Consider the following 14999-nt stretch of genomic DNA (forward strand, 5'->3'; position numbering starts at 1 on the left):
GCCAGGAAGCTCGCCGGTGGGGGGCAGGGCCGCGCCGCCGTGGAACTTGGTGATCAGGCCGCTTTCCGCCAGATCGCTGAGCCGCGCCCGCAGCAGCGAGCGGGTCGAGGCCAGCTCCTCCTGCATGCTCAGGTAGCGCTTGAGCATCGGCGACAGGCTGCGCAGTTCGTCGAACAGGGCAAAGCCAATGGCGCCGATCACCGCCCCGGCCTGGTCATGGATCGGCAGGCGCATCACCACCAGCGGGTCCTTGGGAGTGTCCTGCATGTCCAGCAGGATCGGCCGCCCGGTGCGCACCACTTCGCGCAGCAGACTGCCGGGGATCACGCTTTCGCAGGCCTTGCCGATGGCGAACGCCGCCGACTCCAGGCCGAAGCGTCGGGCATAGCGCTCGTTCATCCAGACGATATTGGCGTCGCGGTCGACGATCACCGTGCCCTCGCTGGACTGCTCGATGATCTCGAACAGCGAACGGATCGCCAGTCGGCGAACCCGTTGGTAATCCTTGAGGCTTTCGGTGTCGTTCATGGCGGGAGTCCTGAAGGGAGCGCGGCGCCGATTATGCCGGGAATCCTGGCGCCGACGCGACTGTGACGCCATGCCCTGTAGCCGCTGCCGCAGGCTGCGATCGACCGCGAAGCGGGCGCCGCGATTTCGGACCCATGAAGGTCCTTCGGACCTTATCGCAGCCTGCGGCAGCGGCTACAGGGTGTTGCTCCTACAAGGGAGTGCCGGGTCAGCCGGGGTGGGCGGCAGCCAGCAGTTCCTTGGTGTAGGGATGCTGCGGCGCTTCGAACACTTCGTGGCTGGGGCCGCGCTCGACCACCTTGCCGTCCTTGACCACGATCATGTCGTGGGCCAGGGCGCGGACCACGGCCAGGTCGTGGCTAATAAATAGATAGGTCAGGCCGTGCCGTTCCTGGAGCTGGCGCAGCAGCGCCACCACCTGCTTCTGCACGGTGCGGTCCAGCGCCGAGGTCGGTTCGTCCAGCAGGATCAGCGCCGGCTTGAGCACCAGGGCGCGGGCAATGGCGATGCGCTGGCGCTGGCCGCCGGAAAACTCGTGGGGGTAGCGATGGCGGCTGGCCGGGTCCAGGCCGACTTCTTCCAGGGCCTGGATCACCTGCTGCTCGCACTGCTGGGCGGTGGAGTGGCTGTGCACTTCCAGCCCTTCGCTGATGATCTGTTGCACCGACATCCGCGGGCTGAGGCTGCCGTACGGGTCCTGGAACACCACCTGCATCTGCTTGCGCCAGGGCCGCAGCTGCTTCTGGTTGAGGCCGTCCAGCGCCTCGCCCTGGAAGCGGATGCGGCCCTCGGAATCCAGCAGGCGCAGGATCGCCTGGCCCAGGGTGGACTTACCGGAGCCGGACTCGCCGACTATGCCCAGGGTCTTGCCCCGTTGCAGGCTCAGGCTGATGCCGTCCACTGCGTGCAGGTATTCCTTGCGCCGGAACAGCCCGCCGCCGATCGGGAACCGCACAGTCAGGTCGTCCACCTGCAGCACCACCTCGCGCTCGTCCCGGGGCAGGGCTTCGCCTTCCGGCTCGGCATTGAGCAGCAGCCGGCTGTAGGGATGTTGCGGGGCGCTGAACAGGGTTTCGCAGGGTGCCTGCTCGACGATCTGCCCGGCCTTCATTACGCATACGCGCTGGGCGATGCTGCGCACCAGGTTGAGGTCGTGGCTGATCAGCAGCAGCGACATGCCCAGGCGCTGCTGCAGGGACTTGAGCAGTAGCAGGATCTTGCGCTGCACCGTGACGTCCAGGGCGGTGGTCGGTTCGTCGGCGATCAGCAGTTCCGGCTCACAGGCCAGGGCCATGGCGATCATCACCCGCTGGCGTTGGCCGCCGGAGAGCTGGTGCGGGTAGGCCTTGAGCCGTTCCTCGGGCTTCTGGATGCCCACCAGGCGCAGCAGCTCGAGGATCCGCGCCTGGGCCGCCTTGCCGCCCAGGCCCTTGTGCAGCAGCAGGGTTTCGCCGATCTGCTTTTCGATGCTGTGCAGCGGGTTCAGCGAGGTCATCGGTTCCTGGAAGATCATGGCGATGCGGTCGCCACGAATCTTGCGCAGAGTAGCGTTGTCGGCGCCCAGCAGCTCCTGGCCGCGGTAGCGGATGCTGCCGCTGCTGTGGCTGTCGCAGTCGGGCAGCAGTTGCAGGATCGAGTGGGCGGTCACTGACTTGCCCGAACCCGACTCGCCCACCAGCGCCAGGCACTCGCCGGGGCGGATGTCCAGGCACAGGTCGCGCACCACGGTCTGCGCGCCGAAGGCGACATTGAGGTTGCGGATTTCGATCAGGTTGTCAGTCATTACAGAGTCCGCTTCTTCAGGATCGTGGGTCGAAGGCGTCGCGCAACGCCTCGCCGATAAACACCAGCAGCGACAGGATCAGCGCCAGGGTGAAAAACGCCGTCAGGCCCAGCCAGGGTGCCTGCAGGTTCTGCTTGCCCTGGCCGATCAGTTCGCCCAGGGAGGCGCTGCCGGCCGGCATGCCGAAGCCGAGGAAGTCCAGGGCGGTGAGGGTGGAGATCGCCCCGGTGAGGATGAACGGCAGGTAGCTCAGGGTGGCGTTCATCGCGTTGGGCAGGATGTGCCGCACTATCACCTTGCGGTCGTTGAGCCCCAGGGCCCGGGCGGCCTTGACGTATTCCAGGTTGCGCCCACGGAGGAACTCGGCGCGCACCACGTCCACCAGGGCCAGCCAGGAAAACAGCGCCATGATCCCCAGCAGCCACCAGAAATTCGGCTCGACGAAACCGGAGAGGATGATCAGCAGGTACAGCACCGGCAGCCCCGACCAGACCTCCAGCAAACGCTGGCCCAGCAGGTCGACCCAGCCGCCGTAGTAGCCCTGCAGGGCGCCGGCGGCGATGCCGATCAAGGCGCTGATGAAGGTCAGGGCCAGGGCGAACAGGATCGACACCCGGGCGCCGTAGATCACCCGGGCCAGCACATCGCGGGCCTGATCGTCGGTACCCAGCCAGTTGACCGCGGTCGGCGGGCTCGGCGCCGGGCCGCTGAGGTCGTAGTTGGGGGTGTCCTCGCTGAAGGGGATGGGCGGGAACAGCAGCCAGCCGCCGTCCTGGCGGATCAGCTTTTGCACATAGTCGCTGCGGTAGTCGGCCTGGAACGGCAGTTGGCCGCCGAATTCCTGCTCGGTGTAGCGCTTGAACACCGGGAAATACAGCGAGCCCTGGTAGCTGACCACCAATGGCTTGTCGTTGGCGATCAACTCGCCGCCCAGGGTCAGTACGAACAGGCCGACAAACAGCCACAGCGACCACCAGCCGCGGCGGTTTTTCTTGAAGCGGTCGAAGCGCCGGCGCGCCAGCGGGGAGAGCGTGGGCATCAGGCGTTCCTCGCGGCGAAGTCGATGCGCGGGTCGACCAGGGTGTAGCACAGGTCGCCGACGAGTTTTATCAAGAGGCCGAACAGGGTGAAGATGAACAGCGAGCCGAACACCACCGGATAGTCCCGCGACACCGCGGCTTCGTAGCTCATGCGCCCGAGGCCGTCGAGGGAGAAGATCACCTCGATCAAGAGGGAGCCGGCGAAGAACACGCTGATAAAGGCCTGGGGAATGCCCGACACCACCAGCAGCATGGCATTGCGGAACACATGGCCGTAGAGCACCCGGCGCTCGCTCAGGCCCTTGGCCCGGGCGGTGACCACGTACTGGCGGGTGATTTCGTTGAGGAAGGAGTTCTTGGTGAGGATGGTCAGGGTGGCGAAGCCGCCGATCACCAGGGCGGTCACCGGCAGCACCAGGTGCCAGAAGTAGTCGACGACCTTGCCCAGGGTGCTCAACTGCTCGAAGTTGTCCGAGACCAGCCCGCGCACCGGGAACCAGTTCAGCGAGGTGCCGCCGGCGAACACCACGATCAGGAACATGGCGAACAGGAAGGCCGGCATGGCGTAGCCGATGATGATCGCGGTGCTGCTCCAGATATCGAAATGGCTGCCGTGGTGCACCGCCTTGCGAATCCCCAGGGGGATCGACACCAGGTAGGTGATCAGCGTCGCCCAGAGCCCGAGGGAGATGGTCACCGGCATTTTCTGCAGGATCAGCTCGGTGACCGTGGCGCCGCGGAAAAAGCTCTTGCCGAAGTCCAGCTGGGCATAGCTCTTGAGCATCAGCCATAGGCGCTCGTGGGCCGGCTTGTCGAAACCGTACTGTTTCTCGATGTCCTTGATCAGCTGCGGGTCGAGGCCGCGGCTGGCCCGGGAGTTGCCGGTGACCGCGTCGCCTGCGCCGCCGAGGTTGCCGCCGCTGCCTATGCCTTGCAGGCGGGCGATGGCCTGTTCCACCGGGCCGCCGGGCGCGGCCTGGACGATGGCGAAGTTGACCAGCAGGATGATCAGCAGGGTGGGAATGATCAGCAGCAGGCGCCGCAGGATATACGCCAGCATCAGTGCGGCCCTCCCGGCTTGCCGCGCTGGATACGCTCGGCAGCCATTTGCTCGTTGGTCAGGGGCGTGCGGCTCATTTCCCACCAGCTCTCGATGGCTTCGTCATTGCTGGCGGGAATGACCGGCATGCCGAAGCGGTTCCACCACACGGTGGAAGTGCCGGGCGGGTAGTAATTGGGAATCCAGTAGTAATTCCATTGCAGCACACGGTCCAGGGCGTGGGCGTAGCGCAGCATCTCCGGCTGGGTGGTGGCCTTGACCAGGCCGTTGATCAGGTTGTCCACCGCCGGGTTCTTCAGCACCATCAGGTTGCTGGAGCCGGGGTCGTTGGCTGCTGCCGAGCCGAAATAGTTGTACAGCTCCAGCCCCGGCGAGGTGGTCACCGGGTAGCCGGTGACGATCATGTCGTAGTCCCGGGCCATCAGCCGGTTGACGTACTGCGACGCGTCGATGCGACGGATTTCCAGGGTGATGCCGATCTGCGCCAGGTTGCGCTTGTAGGGCAGCAGCAGGCGCTCGATGCCGCTCTGGCTGTTGAGGAAGGTGAAGCGCAGCGGCTCGCCGTCGGCGTTGACCAGTGTGTCGCCATCGGGTTTCCAGCCGGCCGCTTCGAGCAGGGCCAGGGCCTGCAGCTGCTTGTCGCGGATCAGGCCGCTGCCGTCGGTTTTCGGGGCTTCGAAGACCTTGTCGAAGACCTCGTCGGGGATCTGCCCGCGCAGCGGTTCGAGGATCTTCAGTTCCCCGGCGTCGGGCAACTCCCGGGCGGCCAGGGCGCTGTTGGAGAAGAAGCTCTGCTGGCGGATGTACAGGTCGCGCATCATCTGCCGGTTGCTCCACTCGAAGTCCCAGAGCATGGCCAGGGCCTGGCGTACCCGACGGTCCTGGAACATCGGTTTTTGCAGGTTGAACACGAAACCCTGGGCCGGTTGCGGCGCGTCTTTGGCCAGGTGGGCCTTTTGCAGGCGGCCGTCGTTCAGGGCCGGGCTGTCATAGCCGATGGAGAAGCCGGTGGCGGAGAACTCGCGGTTGTAATCGTAGGCGCCGCCGCGCAGCACCTGGCGGGCGACGTCGGTGTCACCGAAGTACTCGATGCTGAAGCGATCGAAGTTATACAGGCCGCGGCTGACCGGCAGGTCCTTGCCCCACCAGTCGGCATCGCGGGTGAAGGTGATGCTGTTGCCGTTGTCGACCTTGCTCACCTTGTACGGGCCGCTGCCCAGGGGCGCTTCGTAACCACCGCCGCCGGCGAAGTCGCGACTCTTCCACCAATGCTCAGGGAGCACCGGCAGGGTCGCGATGTCCAGGGGCAGGGTGCGGTTTTCGCTGCTCTTGAAGTCGAAGCGGATCGTGCGCGGCGACTCGACTTCGACGCCTTTGACGTCGGCGAACTGGGTGCGATAGCGCAGGCTGCCCTGGGTCATCAGCAGGTTGTAGGTGTAGCGCACGTCTTCGGCGGTGATGGGGGTGCCGTCGGCGAAGCGCGCCTTGGGGTTGAGGTAGAAGCGCAGCCACAGGCCGTCGTCGGCCCGTTCCATTTTCTGCGCCACCAGGCCGTAGACGGTGTAGGGCTCGTCCAGTGAGCGCTGGGCCAGGGGCGAATAGATGTAGCCGTCGAGCTGCGAGACGCCGATACCTTTGTCGATATAGGGCAATACGTGGTCGAAGCGACCGATCTCGATGGCCGAGCGGCGCAGGCTGCCGCCTTTGGGCGCCAGGGGATTGGCGTAGGCGAAATGACTGAAACCGGCGGGGTACTTGGCCGGCTCGCCATAGACGGTCAGGGCGTGTTGCGGTGCGGCGCCGACACTCGCGGTCCCCAGCAGCAGGGCCAGGGCGGTGAATATCAGGGTGGGGAAAAGCAGTCGCATTGTCAGCCTTAAGAGCCGGGTGATCGATGACCACGATTTGTACGCTACCGGCGCGCTCCTGACCAGCGCGGGCGGCAGCCCAAACACAACGGCCCGCCAAGGGGCGGGCCGTCGTTCATGCGCATCGCGGCAGAATCAGTCCTGGCGGCTGGTCACTTCCAGCAGGTGATAACCGAACTGAGTCTTCACCGGGCCTTGCACGACGTTGACCGGGGCGCTGAACACCACGGTGTCGAATTCCTTGACCATCTGGCCGGGGCCGAACGAACCCAGGTTGCCGCCGTCACGGCTGGATGGGCAGGTGGAGTGCTTCTTCGCGATGTCGGCGAAGTCGGCGCCGGCTTCGATCTCGGCCTTCAGTTCGTTGCACTTGGCTTCGCTGGCAACCAGGATGTGACGGGCAGTGGCTTTGGCCATGGGGAATTGCTCCTTTCAAGAAAGTGGTGAGCCTACCGGATTGTGTCGTCTATTTCTCGTCAAAGTTCCGTCAAGGCATTGCAGCGGTTGACGGTCGGCAGCCTGGGCCTGTAGCCGCTGTCGAGCCTTGGCGAGGCTGCGATCGTCTGCGCAGCAGACGCCAAGCCAGGCACCGCGCAGCGTCAGTTACACCGCGTCGGCCGGTCTACGGGGCTGTGTCGGAATGCCGCCCACCTCGATCGCAGCCTCGCCGGGGCTCGACAGCGGCTACAGGGTGAGTGGGGTTTTGTAGGGGCGAGGCTTGCCCGCGATACAGACGACGCAGTGGAGCAGTCACACCGCATCATCGTTCATCGCGGGCAAGCTCCGCTCCTACAGGTCAGGCGGAGGCCGGAATGTTTTGCCGGGCGTTGCGCAACTGGCGGGCGGCGTTGCGCAGCAGTTGCTCGGTGGCGTCCCAGCCCAGGCAACCGTCCGTCACCGAGACCCCGTAGCGTAGCGTCGGGCTCAGGGGCTGGCAGCCTTCGAACAGGTGGCTCTCCAACATCACCCCGACCAGGGTCGAATCGCCCTGCAGGCGCTGCTCCAGCACCTCGTTGAACACCGCCGGCTGGCGCAACGGGTCCTTGCCGCTGTTGGCGTGGCTGCAATCGACCATGATCCGCGCCGGGATCTTCAGCTTCTGCAGGTCGTGCTGCACCTGGGCCACGCTCTGGCGATCGTAGTTCGGGCCGCGATGGCCGCCGCGCAGCACCAGGTGGGTGTCCGGGTTGCCCGGGGTCTGGATCACCGCCGGGTGGCCCTGGCTGTCGACGCCGAAGTGGCGGTGCGGGTGCGCCGCCGAGCGCATGGCGTCGCAGGCGATGCCGACCCCACCGTCGGTGCCGTTCTTGAAGCCCACGGGCATGCCCAGACCGCTGGCCATTTCCCGGTGGATCTGCGATTCGGTGGTGCGGGCGCCGATGGCGACCCAGCTCAGCAGGTCGTCGAAGTAGCCGGCGGCCATGGGCTGCAGCAGTTCGGTGGCCACCGGCAGGCCCAGGCGCAGCATTTCGCGCATCAGTTCCCGGGACAGGGTCAGGCCGCCGGCCATGTCGTCGCTGCCATCCAGGCGCGGGTCGTAGGCCAGGCCTTTCCAGCCGACGGTGGTGCGGGGCTTTTCGACGTAGGCGCGCATCACCAGCAGCAACTCATCGCTGACCTCGGCGGACAGCCGGGCAAGGTGACTGGCGTATTCCAGGGCGGACTGGGGATCGTGAATCGAGCAGGGGCCGACCACCACCAGCAAACGGGAGTCTTCACCGTTGAGGATGGCACGCACCGCCTGGCGATGGGCGGCGACTTGCTGGCTGAGGGCCAGGCTGAGCGGCAGTTGCTGCTTGAGCTCCAGCGAGCTGGGCAGGCGCTGGGTCAGGGTTTCGTTGGCGCAGTTACGGGTGGACAGCGACAGAGCGGAGACGGACGAGTTCATATTCAAGGCTTCCTGGGCGGGCGGCGGGTCTGATTCCCGCGCGCGGCCCTACTGGGGTGTTCGACAATTGGCCGGATTGGTGATGCAGCTGTGTTTGCCACCAGCGGGTGACCGGTCGGAGGCGGCAGGCTGTCCCGAACGGAAGCTGCTAAATCGCCAGGCGGAGTCAGTGTCGTAACGGTAATAAGTGGCGTAGTTCATGGGGTGAATCCTCGTTAAGTCGGTGTGTTGCTGAAAGTCGTGGTTAAAAATCTTCGGCCCAGAAAAACGAAACCCCCGGTCGGGAGGCCGACCGGGGGTGAGATTTTCTCTGGTAGGCGACCCGTTCAAGTGGGCGCCGTTTGGGTATCAGGCGCGCCAGTGGCTAAACCAATACCCAAAATAAAAGCTGGCTGGAGCGCAGGCGTTTTTCACCCAGGCAGCCGCACCCGAGCGCGAGGCGCTGGCGGTGTGACGATGCAGGGAAAGGGTGAGGGACGACATGCTGTTTCTCCGTGAAGTGGGGCGAGCTTACTAGAGGCCGGGGGCGCGGTTCAATCGGAAAATCCTATGGGCGCGCCAAGGGCTGCCTATGAGTTAAGCGCCTGGACGTTTTGTGACACACTCGCCACGCCCGCATTCGTGCCCATTCAGGAGCCATCATGACCTCGCTGACCCTTGCTGCCGCCCAGTCGATTTCCCTCGCTGGAGACCTGCCGGGCAATATCGCCCGGCATCAGGCCTTCATCCGCGCCGCAGCGGAACAGGGCGTGCAATTGCTGGTGTTTCCCGAGTTGTCCCTGACCGGTTACGAGCCTGAACTGGCGGCCGGGCTGGCGGTCCAGCCGCAGAGCTCACTGTTGCAGCCGCTGCGCGACCTGGCCCGGGAGTTGGGGGTAACGGCGGTGGTGGGCATGCCGATCCGCCTGACGGCCGAAGGGCCGCTGCTGATCGGCGCCCTGGTGCTGGCCGCCGACGGTTCGCTGGCGGTCTATAGCAAGCAGCATCTGCACTCCGGCGAGGAGCAGGTGTTCAGCCCCGGGGTGGGGGGCGCCAGCCTGGTCTTCGCCGAGGACCGAGTGGCCCTGGCGGTCTGCGCCGACTTCTCCCAGGCCAGCCACCCGCGGGCGGCGGCAGGCTCTGGCGCTGGCATTTATGCCGCCGGGGTGTTGATCAGCGAACAAGGCTACGCCGTGGACAGCGCCTTGTTGCAGGGCTACGCCGTGGAGCACGCCATGCTGGTGCTGATGGCCAACCACGGCGGGCCGACCGGGGGCTGGGTGTCGGCCGGGCGCAGCGCGATCTGGGGGCCGGATGGCACTCTGGTCGTGGCCGCAAAGGGCACCGGCGACGAGCTGCTGATCGCCCGGCGCACGGCCGGGAACTGGAGTGGCCAGCAGGTGAGGGTCCAGGCGCCTTGAACGGCTTCCAGCTACGTCCGGCCGCTATCCAGGACGATCTGGTTTTTGCCCGCGACCTGACCCGCAGCAGCATGCTGCGTTATTACATCCGTCACGATCTGTTGTGGCTGGACGAAGCCTTCGATGTGGCCTGGGCCGGGCGCGAGAACCTGCTGGTTTGCCAGGGCACCGAGGTGCTTGGGTTCGTCAGCCTGAGCCGCGATTCTAGGGCGCTGTATATCCGCGAGCTGCACATGCTTGAGGCCTGGCGCGGGCAGGGTGCCGGAGCCTGGACCATCGGCCAGGTACTGGCGATGGCGCGCCGGGAACGGCGTGGGTTGTTGCGGCTGACAGTGTTCAAGGACAACCCGGCGCAGGCGCTCTATGAGCGGATGGGGCTGAAGGTGGTGGGAGAGGACGAGTGTTTTCTGCGGATGGAGCGAAGCAGCGCCATGGACGCATAGCGGCCGGTTGCTGCGAGGTGTGGGGGCGCGGGTCAGGCGGGCGTCTGGTCGGGGCCCTCGGGGTCGGCCAGGATGATGCCCTCCTTCATGCCCAGCAGCACCGCCACCTTGTGCGCCTCTCCGCGTCGGCCTTTCTTGCGGCCGGCCAGGACCTGATAGGTGGTGGCTGGGTCGACCCCGTGTTCACGGGCGAACTGTTGAACCGATTTACCTTGATGTTCAAGCCAGGCCTTGGCTTGTGCGGCAGTGCGAATACCGGGCATAGTTCAAAACCGTTCAAATTTGTTCAATGCTTGAAGGGTGTAACACCCCTAGGGGTGCATAAAAAAGGATCATACATCCAAATGAGTGGAATCGGTTCGCGGTTAAGACAGGAAAGGGAACGCCTGGGGTTATCGCAGAAAAAATTTGGTGAAGTTGGCGGTGTGGAAGCCAACGCCCAAGGCAGATACGAAAGTGGTGAGCGTGTGCCCAAGGCGGACTATTTGTCCCGGGTGGCGGTCAAGGGGGTCGATGTCCTTTATATAGTGACCGGCAAACGGACCCCGACCAGCGCCGAGAACCTCAGCCTGAACGAAGAGAAAATCCTCATCAGTTATCGGGCGTTGTACAAGGAGGATCAGGATGCGATCGGGCACCTGACCCATACCCTTGCCGAGCGTTCGGTTCCTGGCCTCATGAAAAGCAAGACGGACGTCCGAGAACCTTAGGGCAGGGCGTTCGCAGCACATTTACTCTCAGCCGGATATCAGTGGTGGGCAGGTGCTTTTATATGGCGCTTGTCATTAGGTCAGCACGCTGCTTTTTTGCTAAGGTGTCCGGCAACCTATAAAGACCATATCGCGAGGTGTCTGCTTGATTAGGGTGCTAGTAGTCGATGACCATGATCTCGTTCGTACAGGTATTACACGAATGCTGGCTGACATCGATGGCCTGCAAGTGGTCGGTCAGGCCGAGTCAGGGGAGGAGTCCCTGCTCAAGGCCCGGGAATTGAAACCCGATGTGGTTCTGATGGACGTCAAGATGCCTGGGATCGGCGGTCTTGAAGCCACGCGCAAATTGTTGCGCAGTCACCCGGATATCAAAGTCGTGGCCGTCACTGTCTGTGAAGAAGATCCGTTCCCGACCCGCTTGCTGCAAGCCGGCGCGGCGGGTTACCTGACCAAGGGCGCGGGCCTCAATGAAATGGTGCAGGCCATCCGCCTGGTGTTTGCCGGTCAGCGTTACATCAGCCCGCAGATTGCCCAGCAACTGGTGTTCAAGTCGTTCCAGCCTTCCAGTGATTCGCCGTTCGATGCCTTGTCGGAGCGCGAGATCCAGATTGCGTTGATGATCGTTGGCTGCCAGAAAGTGCAGATCATCTCCGACAAGCTGTGCCTGTCCCCGAAAACCGTGAATACCTACCGTTACCGTATCTTCGAGAAGCTCTCGATCAGCAGCGATGTCGAACTGACGTTGCTGGCGGTCCGCCACGGCATGGTCGACGCCAGCGCCTGACAATGACCGAGCCGTTTGATCCGAGTGCTTTTCTTTCCACCTGCAGTGGCCGTCCTGGCGTGTATCGCATGTTCGACAGCGATGCGCGTCTGCTCTACGTCGGTAAAGCCAAGAACCTGAAGAACCGCCTGGCCAGCTACTTCCGCAAGACTGGCCTGGCGCCGAAGACCGCTGCGCTGGTGGGGCGTATCGCGCAGATCGAAACCACCATCACCGCCAATGAAACGGAAGCCCTGCTGCTCGAGCAGACGCTGATCAAGGAATGGCGGCCGCCGTACAACATCCTGTTGCGCGACGATAAGTCCTATCCCTATGTGTTCCTGTCCGATGGCGAGTTTCCGCGATTCAGCATCCATCGCGGGGCGAAAAAGCACAAAGGCAAATACTTCGGCCCGTACCCCAGCGCCGGGGCCATCCGCGAGAGCCTGAGCCTGCTGCAAAAGACCTTCATGGTCCGCCAGTGCGAGGACAGCTACTACAAGAACCGCACCCGACCCTGCCTGCAGTACCAGATCAAACGCTGCAAGGCGCCCTGCGTCGGCCTGGTGGAGCCTGAGGTATACGCCGACGATGTGCGCCACTCGGTGATGTTCCTCGAAGGTCGCAGCAATGCCCTGACTGATGAACTCTCGACCGGCATGGAGCAGGCGGCCAGCACCCTGGACTTCGAAAAAGCCGCCGAACTGCGGGATCAGATTTCCCTGCTGCGGCGGGTGCAGGATCAGCAGAGCATGGAAGGCGGCAGCGGCGACGTGGATGTGGTCGCGGCCTTCGTTAACCCGGGCGGCGCCTGTGTGCACCTGATCAGTGTGCGTGGCGGCCGGGTGCTGGGCAGCAAGAACTTCTTTCCCCAGGTGGGCATCGAGGAGGAGGTGGCCGAGGTCATGTCGGCATTCCTCGGGCAGTACTTCCTCAGCAGCCCGGAGCGCGACTTGCCGAGCGAACTGATCGTCAACGTGGTCCATGACGACTTCCCGGCCCTGATCGAGGCGATCCAGGCGTTGCGTGGCCGCGAGCTGAGCATCAGCCACCGGGTGCGCGGCACGCGGGCGCGCTGGCAGCAGCTGGCGGTGACCAACGCCGAGCAGGCCCTGAGCGCGCGCCTGGCCAACCGGCAGCATGTGGCCGCCCGTTTCGACGCCCTGGCCGACGTGCTGAACCTGGACGAACCGCCGCAGCGCCTGGAGTGTTACGACATCAGTCACTCCAGCGGCGAGGCGACCGTGGCGTCCTGCGTGGTGTTCGGCCCGGAAGGACCGCTGAAGTCCGATTACCGCCGCTACAACATCGAAGGTGTCACTGCCGGCGACGACTATGCGGCGATGCACCAGGCCCTGACCCGGCGCTTCAGCAAGCTCAAGGACGGCGAGGGCAAGCTGCCGGACATCCTCCTGGTGGACGGCGGCAAGGGCCAGCTATCCATGGCCCGCGACGTGCTCAACGAACTGGCGGTGCCCGACCTGATCCTGCTGGGCGTGGCCAAGGGCGCGACGCGCAAGGCCGGCTTCGAGACCCTGTACCTCAACGACGCGGCCCATGAGTTCACCCTCAAGGGCGATTCGCCGGCGCTGCACCTGATCCAGCAGATCCGCGACGAGGCCCACCGTTTCGCGATCACCGGCCACCGCGCGCGTCGCGGCAAGACCCGCCGCACCTCGACCCTGGAAGGCGTGGCCGGCGTCGGCCCCAAACGCCGCCGCGACCTGCTGAAACATTTTGGTGGATTGCAGGAGCTGTCTCGTGCAAGCATCGACGAGATCGCCAAAGCCCCGGGGATCAGTAAAAAGCTCGCTGAGTTGATTTATGCGAATCTGCACAGCGAGTAGAATGCCCATTCACCTCGTAGCCAGTTGTGCCGATGAATATCCCTAATCTGATCACCGTTCTACGCGTTCTGCTTATCCCGATCTTCATTTTGCTGTTTTACCTGCCGTACAGCTGGAGCTACGTCGCCGCCAGTTCCGTCTTCGCCTTTGCCGCGGCCACCGACTGGCTCGACGGCTACCTGGCGCGACGCCTGGAGCAGAGCACGCCGTTCGGGGCCTTCCTCGATCCGGTGGCCGACAAGTTGATGGTAGCGGTGGCTCTGGTGCTGCTGGTGCAGGAACACGGCAATCTGTGGCTGACCCTACCGGCCGCGGTGATCATCGGACGCGAAATCGTTGTCTCCGCCCTGCGCGAGTGGATGGCCGAACTCGGTGCCCGTGCCCAGGTAGCAGTGTCCAACATGGGCAAATGGAAAACCGCGGCGCAGATGCTGGCGCTGGTGATCCTGCTGGCCAATCCTCCGGCCTTCACCTTCTGGGTGCTGCTGGGGTACGCCTTGTTGCTGATCGCGGGCGGGCTGACCTTGTGGTCCATGCTGCAGTACCTGCGCGCTGCCTGGCCGCACCTGAAGACCGATGTAGAAAAAAAATAAAACTTTTTTGAATCAAGGGGTTGACGCAGTTTCGGATTTCTATAGAATGCACACCACCAAGACGCGGGAATAGCTCAGTTGGTAGAGCACGACCTTGCCAAGGTCGGGGTCGCGAGTTCGAGTCTCGTTTCCCGCTCCAAATACTAAAAACGGACCTCTTATGAGGTCCGTTTTTTTTCGTCCCAAAGAAAAGTTTTCTTTGATTCTTCCAACGACATTCGCTGAAGAAGCACAGAGAGACAGGCGATAGTGTGGCGGTGCTTCGCCCGCTGGATGCTCAGACTGAAATGTAGGGACTCACATCCGGTCTTTATAGCCAGTTAACCCTTTGGGCCAAGTTCTCTGTTCAGTCATTAGGCAAGTGCATCTGGACCTCCAGGGCGTCATGAAGGAGCCTGACGACCTCGATCACCTCGTCGTTTGTCACACGATAAAACACGATATGGCGCAGGCTTTTGACCGTTCCATGGGGTTGTTTGGCCTGCTGGCGTGAGTAGATGAGGTGATAGCTGCGAAGGCCCGGTGCAAGCTCGGCGCGGTCGTGGCAGCCCATGCGATAGGGTGTGCCGGCGATATCTTGCAGCGCGGTGAGGATCAGGGCCTGGTAGCGCTGGCGTGCTTGATCGCCGAACTGCGCCTGAAAGAATCTGAGGATGTCGACAACGTCGGTGTGCGCAGCGTTGGAAATCCGATACTGCGGCATGCTCAGTGTTCCTCACGCACGGGGAGGGTTGCCTCCAGGCTCAAACCCTCGAGGTAGTGCTCCAGGTCCCCTTCGTCTAACTGCGTGAAGCGCTCGTGCTCAAGATCCATGATGCCGATCGAGGTCGCCTGACGCAGGGCCTCGATTTTGGCGCTGTCTTCGGCGACGCGTTGCTCCAGTAGCCGCAAGCCTTCTCGCATCCCTTCGCTGGCATTCTGATAACGGCCAGACTGAACCAGGTCCTGGATAACCTGTTCCTGGTGAGGGGTGAGAACTACGTTTCGAGTCGCCATGGTTGGCTCCAGATCGGGATAAACAATCATTCTTGATATGCCATCGCACTGGAAAATGCATGATTTGGGGTTTGCAT

Annotated in this window: 16 protein-coding genes and 1 tRNA gene; 7 read left to right on the forward strand and 10 right to left on the reverse strand. The window is 63.7% G+C overall.

Translation table 11 applies throughout. The features are described from left to right. From ACQKQA_RS12940 to ACQKQA_RS12970, 7 genes are all read right to left on the reverse strand, one after another. A partial coding sequence (locus ACQKQA_RS12940; protein WP_427557672.1) for a PAS domain-containing protein occupies positions 1-528 on the reverse strand: 528 nt, incomplete at its 3' end. A 208-nt stretch (positions 529-736) separates the two neighbouring features. Further along, complete coding sequence (locus tag ACQKQA_RS12945) at positions 737-2311, reverse strand: ABC transporter ATP-binding protein (protein WP_427557674.1); 1575 nt, start codon at positions 2309-2311, stop codon at positions 737-739. Between the two features lie 16 nt (positions 2312-2327). Continuing rightward, positions 2328-3350, reverse strand: coding sequence for an ABC transporter permease (locus tag ACQKQA_RS12950; protein WP_427557677.1), 1023 nt, complete (start codon positions 3348-3350; stop codon positions 2328-2330). Then, a complete protein-coding gene (locus tag ACQKQA_RS12955; protein WP_427557680.1) occupies positions 3350-4411 on the reverse strand; it encodes a microcin C ABC transporter permease YejB in 1062 nt (353 codons plus the stop codon). Before ACQKQA_RS12955 ends, ACQKQA_RS12950 begins: the two co-directional genes overlap by 1 nt. Then, complete coding sequence (locus ACQKQA_RS12960; protein ID WP_427557683.1) at positions 4411-6279, reverse strand: extracellular solute-binding protein; 1869 nt, start codon at positions 6277-6279, stop codon at positions 4411-4413. Before ACQKQA_RS12960 ends, ACQKQA_RS12955 begins: the two co-directional genes overlap by 1 nt. Before the next feature lie 135 nt (positions 6280-6414). Then, positions 6415-6696, reverse strand: coding sequence for a peptidylprolyl isomerase (locus tag ACQKQA_RS12965; protein WP_427557686.1), 282 nt, complete (start codon positions 6694-6696; stop codon positions 6415-6417). A gap of 379 nt (positions 6697-7075) precedes the next feature. Then, a complete protein-coding gene (locus ACQKQA_RS12970) occupies positions 7076-8167 on the reverse strand; it encodes a 3-deoxy-7-phosphoheptulonate synthase (RefSeq protein ID WP_427557689.1) in 1092 nt (363 codons plus the stop codon). 641 nt (positions 8168-8808) lie between these two features. Between ACQKQA_RS12970 and ACQKQA_RS12975 the strand changes: the two genes are divergently transcribed. Then, positions 8809-9567, forward strand: a complete 759-nt coding sequence (locus tag ACQKQA_RS12975; protein ID WP_427557691.1) for a carbon-nitrogen hydrolase family protein — start codon at positions 8809-8811, stop codon at positions 9565-9567. Next, the gene (locus ACQKQA_RS12980) at positions 9564-10010 is read left to right on the forward strand and encodes a GNAT family N-acetyltransferase (protein WP_427557694.1); all 447 of its coding nucleotides are present in this window, start codon (positions 9564-9566) and stop codon (positions 10008-10010) included. The genes ACQKQA_RS12975 and ACQKQA_RS12980 overlap by 4 nt, the downstream gene beginning before the upstream one ends. A 32-nt stretch (positions 10011-10042) precedes the next feature. On the opposite strand, the gene ACQKQA_RS12985 is transcribed toward ACQKQA_RS12980, so the two are convergent. Further along, positions 10043-10273 (reverse strand): DNA-binding protein, encoded by a 231-nt coding sequence (locus tag ACQKQA_RS12985; RefSeq protein WP_427557697.1) that lies wholly within the window; start codon positions 10271-10273, stop codon positions 10043-10045. A gap of 81 nt (positions 10274-10354) precedes the next feature. On the opposite strand from ACQKQA_RS12985, the gene ACQKQA_RS12990 reads away from it, so the two are divergent. From ACQKQA_RS12990 to ACQKQA_RS13010, 5 genes are all read left to right on the forward strand, one after another. Further along, positions 10355-10720 carry a helix-turn-helix domain-containing protein gene (locus ACQKQA_RS12990; protein WP_427557699.1) on the forward strand — a complete coding sequence of 122 codons (366 nt, stop codon included), beginning with the start codon at positions 10355-10357 and terminating at the stop codon, positions 10718-10720. Between the two features lie 145 nt (positions 10721-10865). Continuing rightward, on the forward strand, positions 10866-11507 hold the full coding sequence (gacA, locus tag ACQKQA_RS12995; protein WP_020295157.1) for a response regulator transcription factor GacA: 642 nt from the start codon (positions 10866-10868) through the stop codon (positions 11505-11507). 2 nt (positions 11508-11509) lie between these two features. Continuing rightward, entirely contained in the window at positions 11510-13333 is a 1824-nt protein-coding gene (gene uvrC / locus ACQKQA_RS13000; protein WP_427557704.1) for an excinuclease ABC subunit UvrC, read from the forward strand. A 32-nt stretch (positions 13334-13365) separates the two neighbouring features. Continuing rightward, positions 13366-13926 (forward strand): CDP-diacylglycerol--glycerol-3-phosphate 3-phosphatidyltransferase, encoded by a 561-nt coding sequence (pgsA, locus tag ACQKQA_RS13005; protein WP_427557706.1) that lies wholly within the window; start codon positions 13366-13368, stop codon positions 13924-13926. Positions 13927-13989: 63 nt separating this feature from the next. Then, a tRNA-Gly gene (locus ACQKQA_RS13010) sits at positions 13990-14065 on the forward strand. A gap of 207 nt (positions 14066-14272) precedes the next feature. Here the strand turns inward: ACQKQA_RS13010 and ACQKQA_RS13015 are convergent. Together ACQKQA_RS13015 and ACQKQA_RS13020 are read right to left on the reverse strand one after the other, a co-directional pair. Next, positions 14273-14629 (reverse strand): type II toxin-antitoxin system RelE/ParE family toxin, encoded by a 357-nt coding sequence (locus tag ACQKQA_RS13015; RefSeq protein WP_427557709.1) that lies wholly within the window; start codon positions 14627-14629, stop codon positions 14273-14275. Positions 14630-14631: 2 nt separating this feature from the next. Beyond that, on the reverse strand, positions 14632-14922 hold the full coding sequence (locus tag ACQKQA_RS13020; protein WP_427557787.1) for a type II toxin-antitoxin system ParD family antitoxin: 291 nt from the start codon (positions 14920-14922) through the stop codon (positions 14632-14634). Positions 14923-14999 lie beyond the last annotated feature (77 nt).

The sequence above is a fragment of the Pseudomonas sp. NPDC089530 genome (genome assembly GCF_050280705.1).
Classification (GTDB): Bacteria; Pseudomonadota; Gammaproteobacteria; order Pseudomonadales; family Pseudomonadaceae; genus Aquipseudomonas.

Bases quoted from the DNA above. Each gene is read 5' to 3' on its own strand.
- ACQKQA_RS12955 (WP_427557680.1), bottom strand. From the start codon at position 4,411: ATGCTGGCGTATATCCTGCGGCGCCTGCTGCTGATCATTCCCACCCTG.
- ACQKQA_RS13020 (WP_427557787.1), bottom strand. From the start codon at position 14,922: ATGGCGACTCGAAACGTAGTTCTCACCCCTCACCAGGAACAGGTTATC.
- ACQKQA_RS12950 (WP_427557677.1), bottom strand. From the start codon at position 3,350: ATGCCCACGCTCTCCCCGCTGGCGCGCCGGCGCTTCGACCGCTTCAAG.
- ACQKQA_RS12965 (WP_427557686.1), bottom strand. From the start codon at position 6,696: ATGGCCAAAGCCACTGCCCGTCACATCCTGGTTGCCAGCGAAGCCAAG.
- ACQKQA_RS12945 (WP_427557674.1), bottom strand. From the start codon at position 2,311: ATGACTGACAACCTGATCGAAATCCGCAACCTCAATGTCGCCTTCGGC.
- uvrC (WP_427557704.1), top strand. From the start codon at position 11,510: ATGACCGAGCCGTTTGATCCGAGTGCTTTTCTTTCCACCTGCAGTGGC.
- pgsA (WP_427557706.1), top strand. From the start codon at position 13,366: ATGAATATCCCTAATCTGATCACCGTTCTACGCGTTCTGCTTATCCCG.
- ACQKQA_RS12975 (WP_427557691.1), top strand. From the start codon at position 8,809: ATGACCTCGCTGACCCTTGCTGCCGCCCAGTCGATTTCCCTCGCTGGA.
- ACQKQA_RS13015 (WP_427557709.1), bottom strand. From the start codon at position 14,629: ATGCCGCAGTATCGGATTTCCAACGCTGCGCACACCGACGTTGTCGAC.
- ACQKQA_RS12960 (WP_427557683.1), bottom strand. From the start codon at position 6,279: ATGCGACTGCTTTTCCCCACCCTGATATTCACCGCCCTGGCCCTGCTG.
- ACQKQA_RS12990 (WP_427557699.1), top strand. From the start codon at position 10,355: ATGAGTGGAATCGGTTCGCGGTTAAGACAGGAAAGGGAACGCCTGGGG.
- ACQKQA_RS12970 (WP_427557689.1), bottom strand. From the start codon at position 8,167: ATGAACTCGTCCGTCTCCGCTCTGTCGCTGTCCACCCGTAACTGCGCC.
- ACQKQA_RS12985 (WP_427557697.1), bottom strand. From the start codon at position 10,273: ATGCCCGGTATTCGCACTGCCGCACAAGCCAAGGCCTGGCTTGAACAT.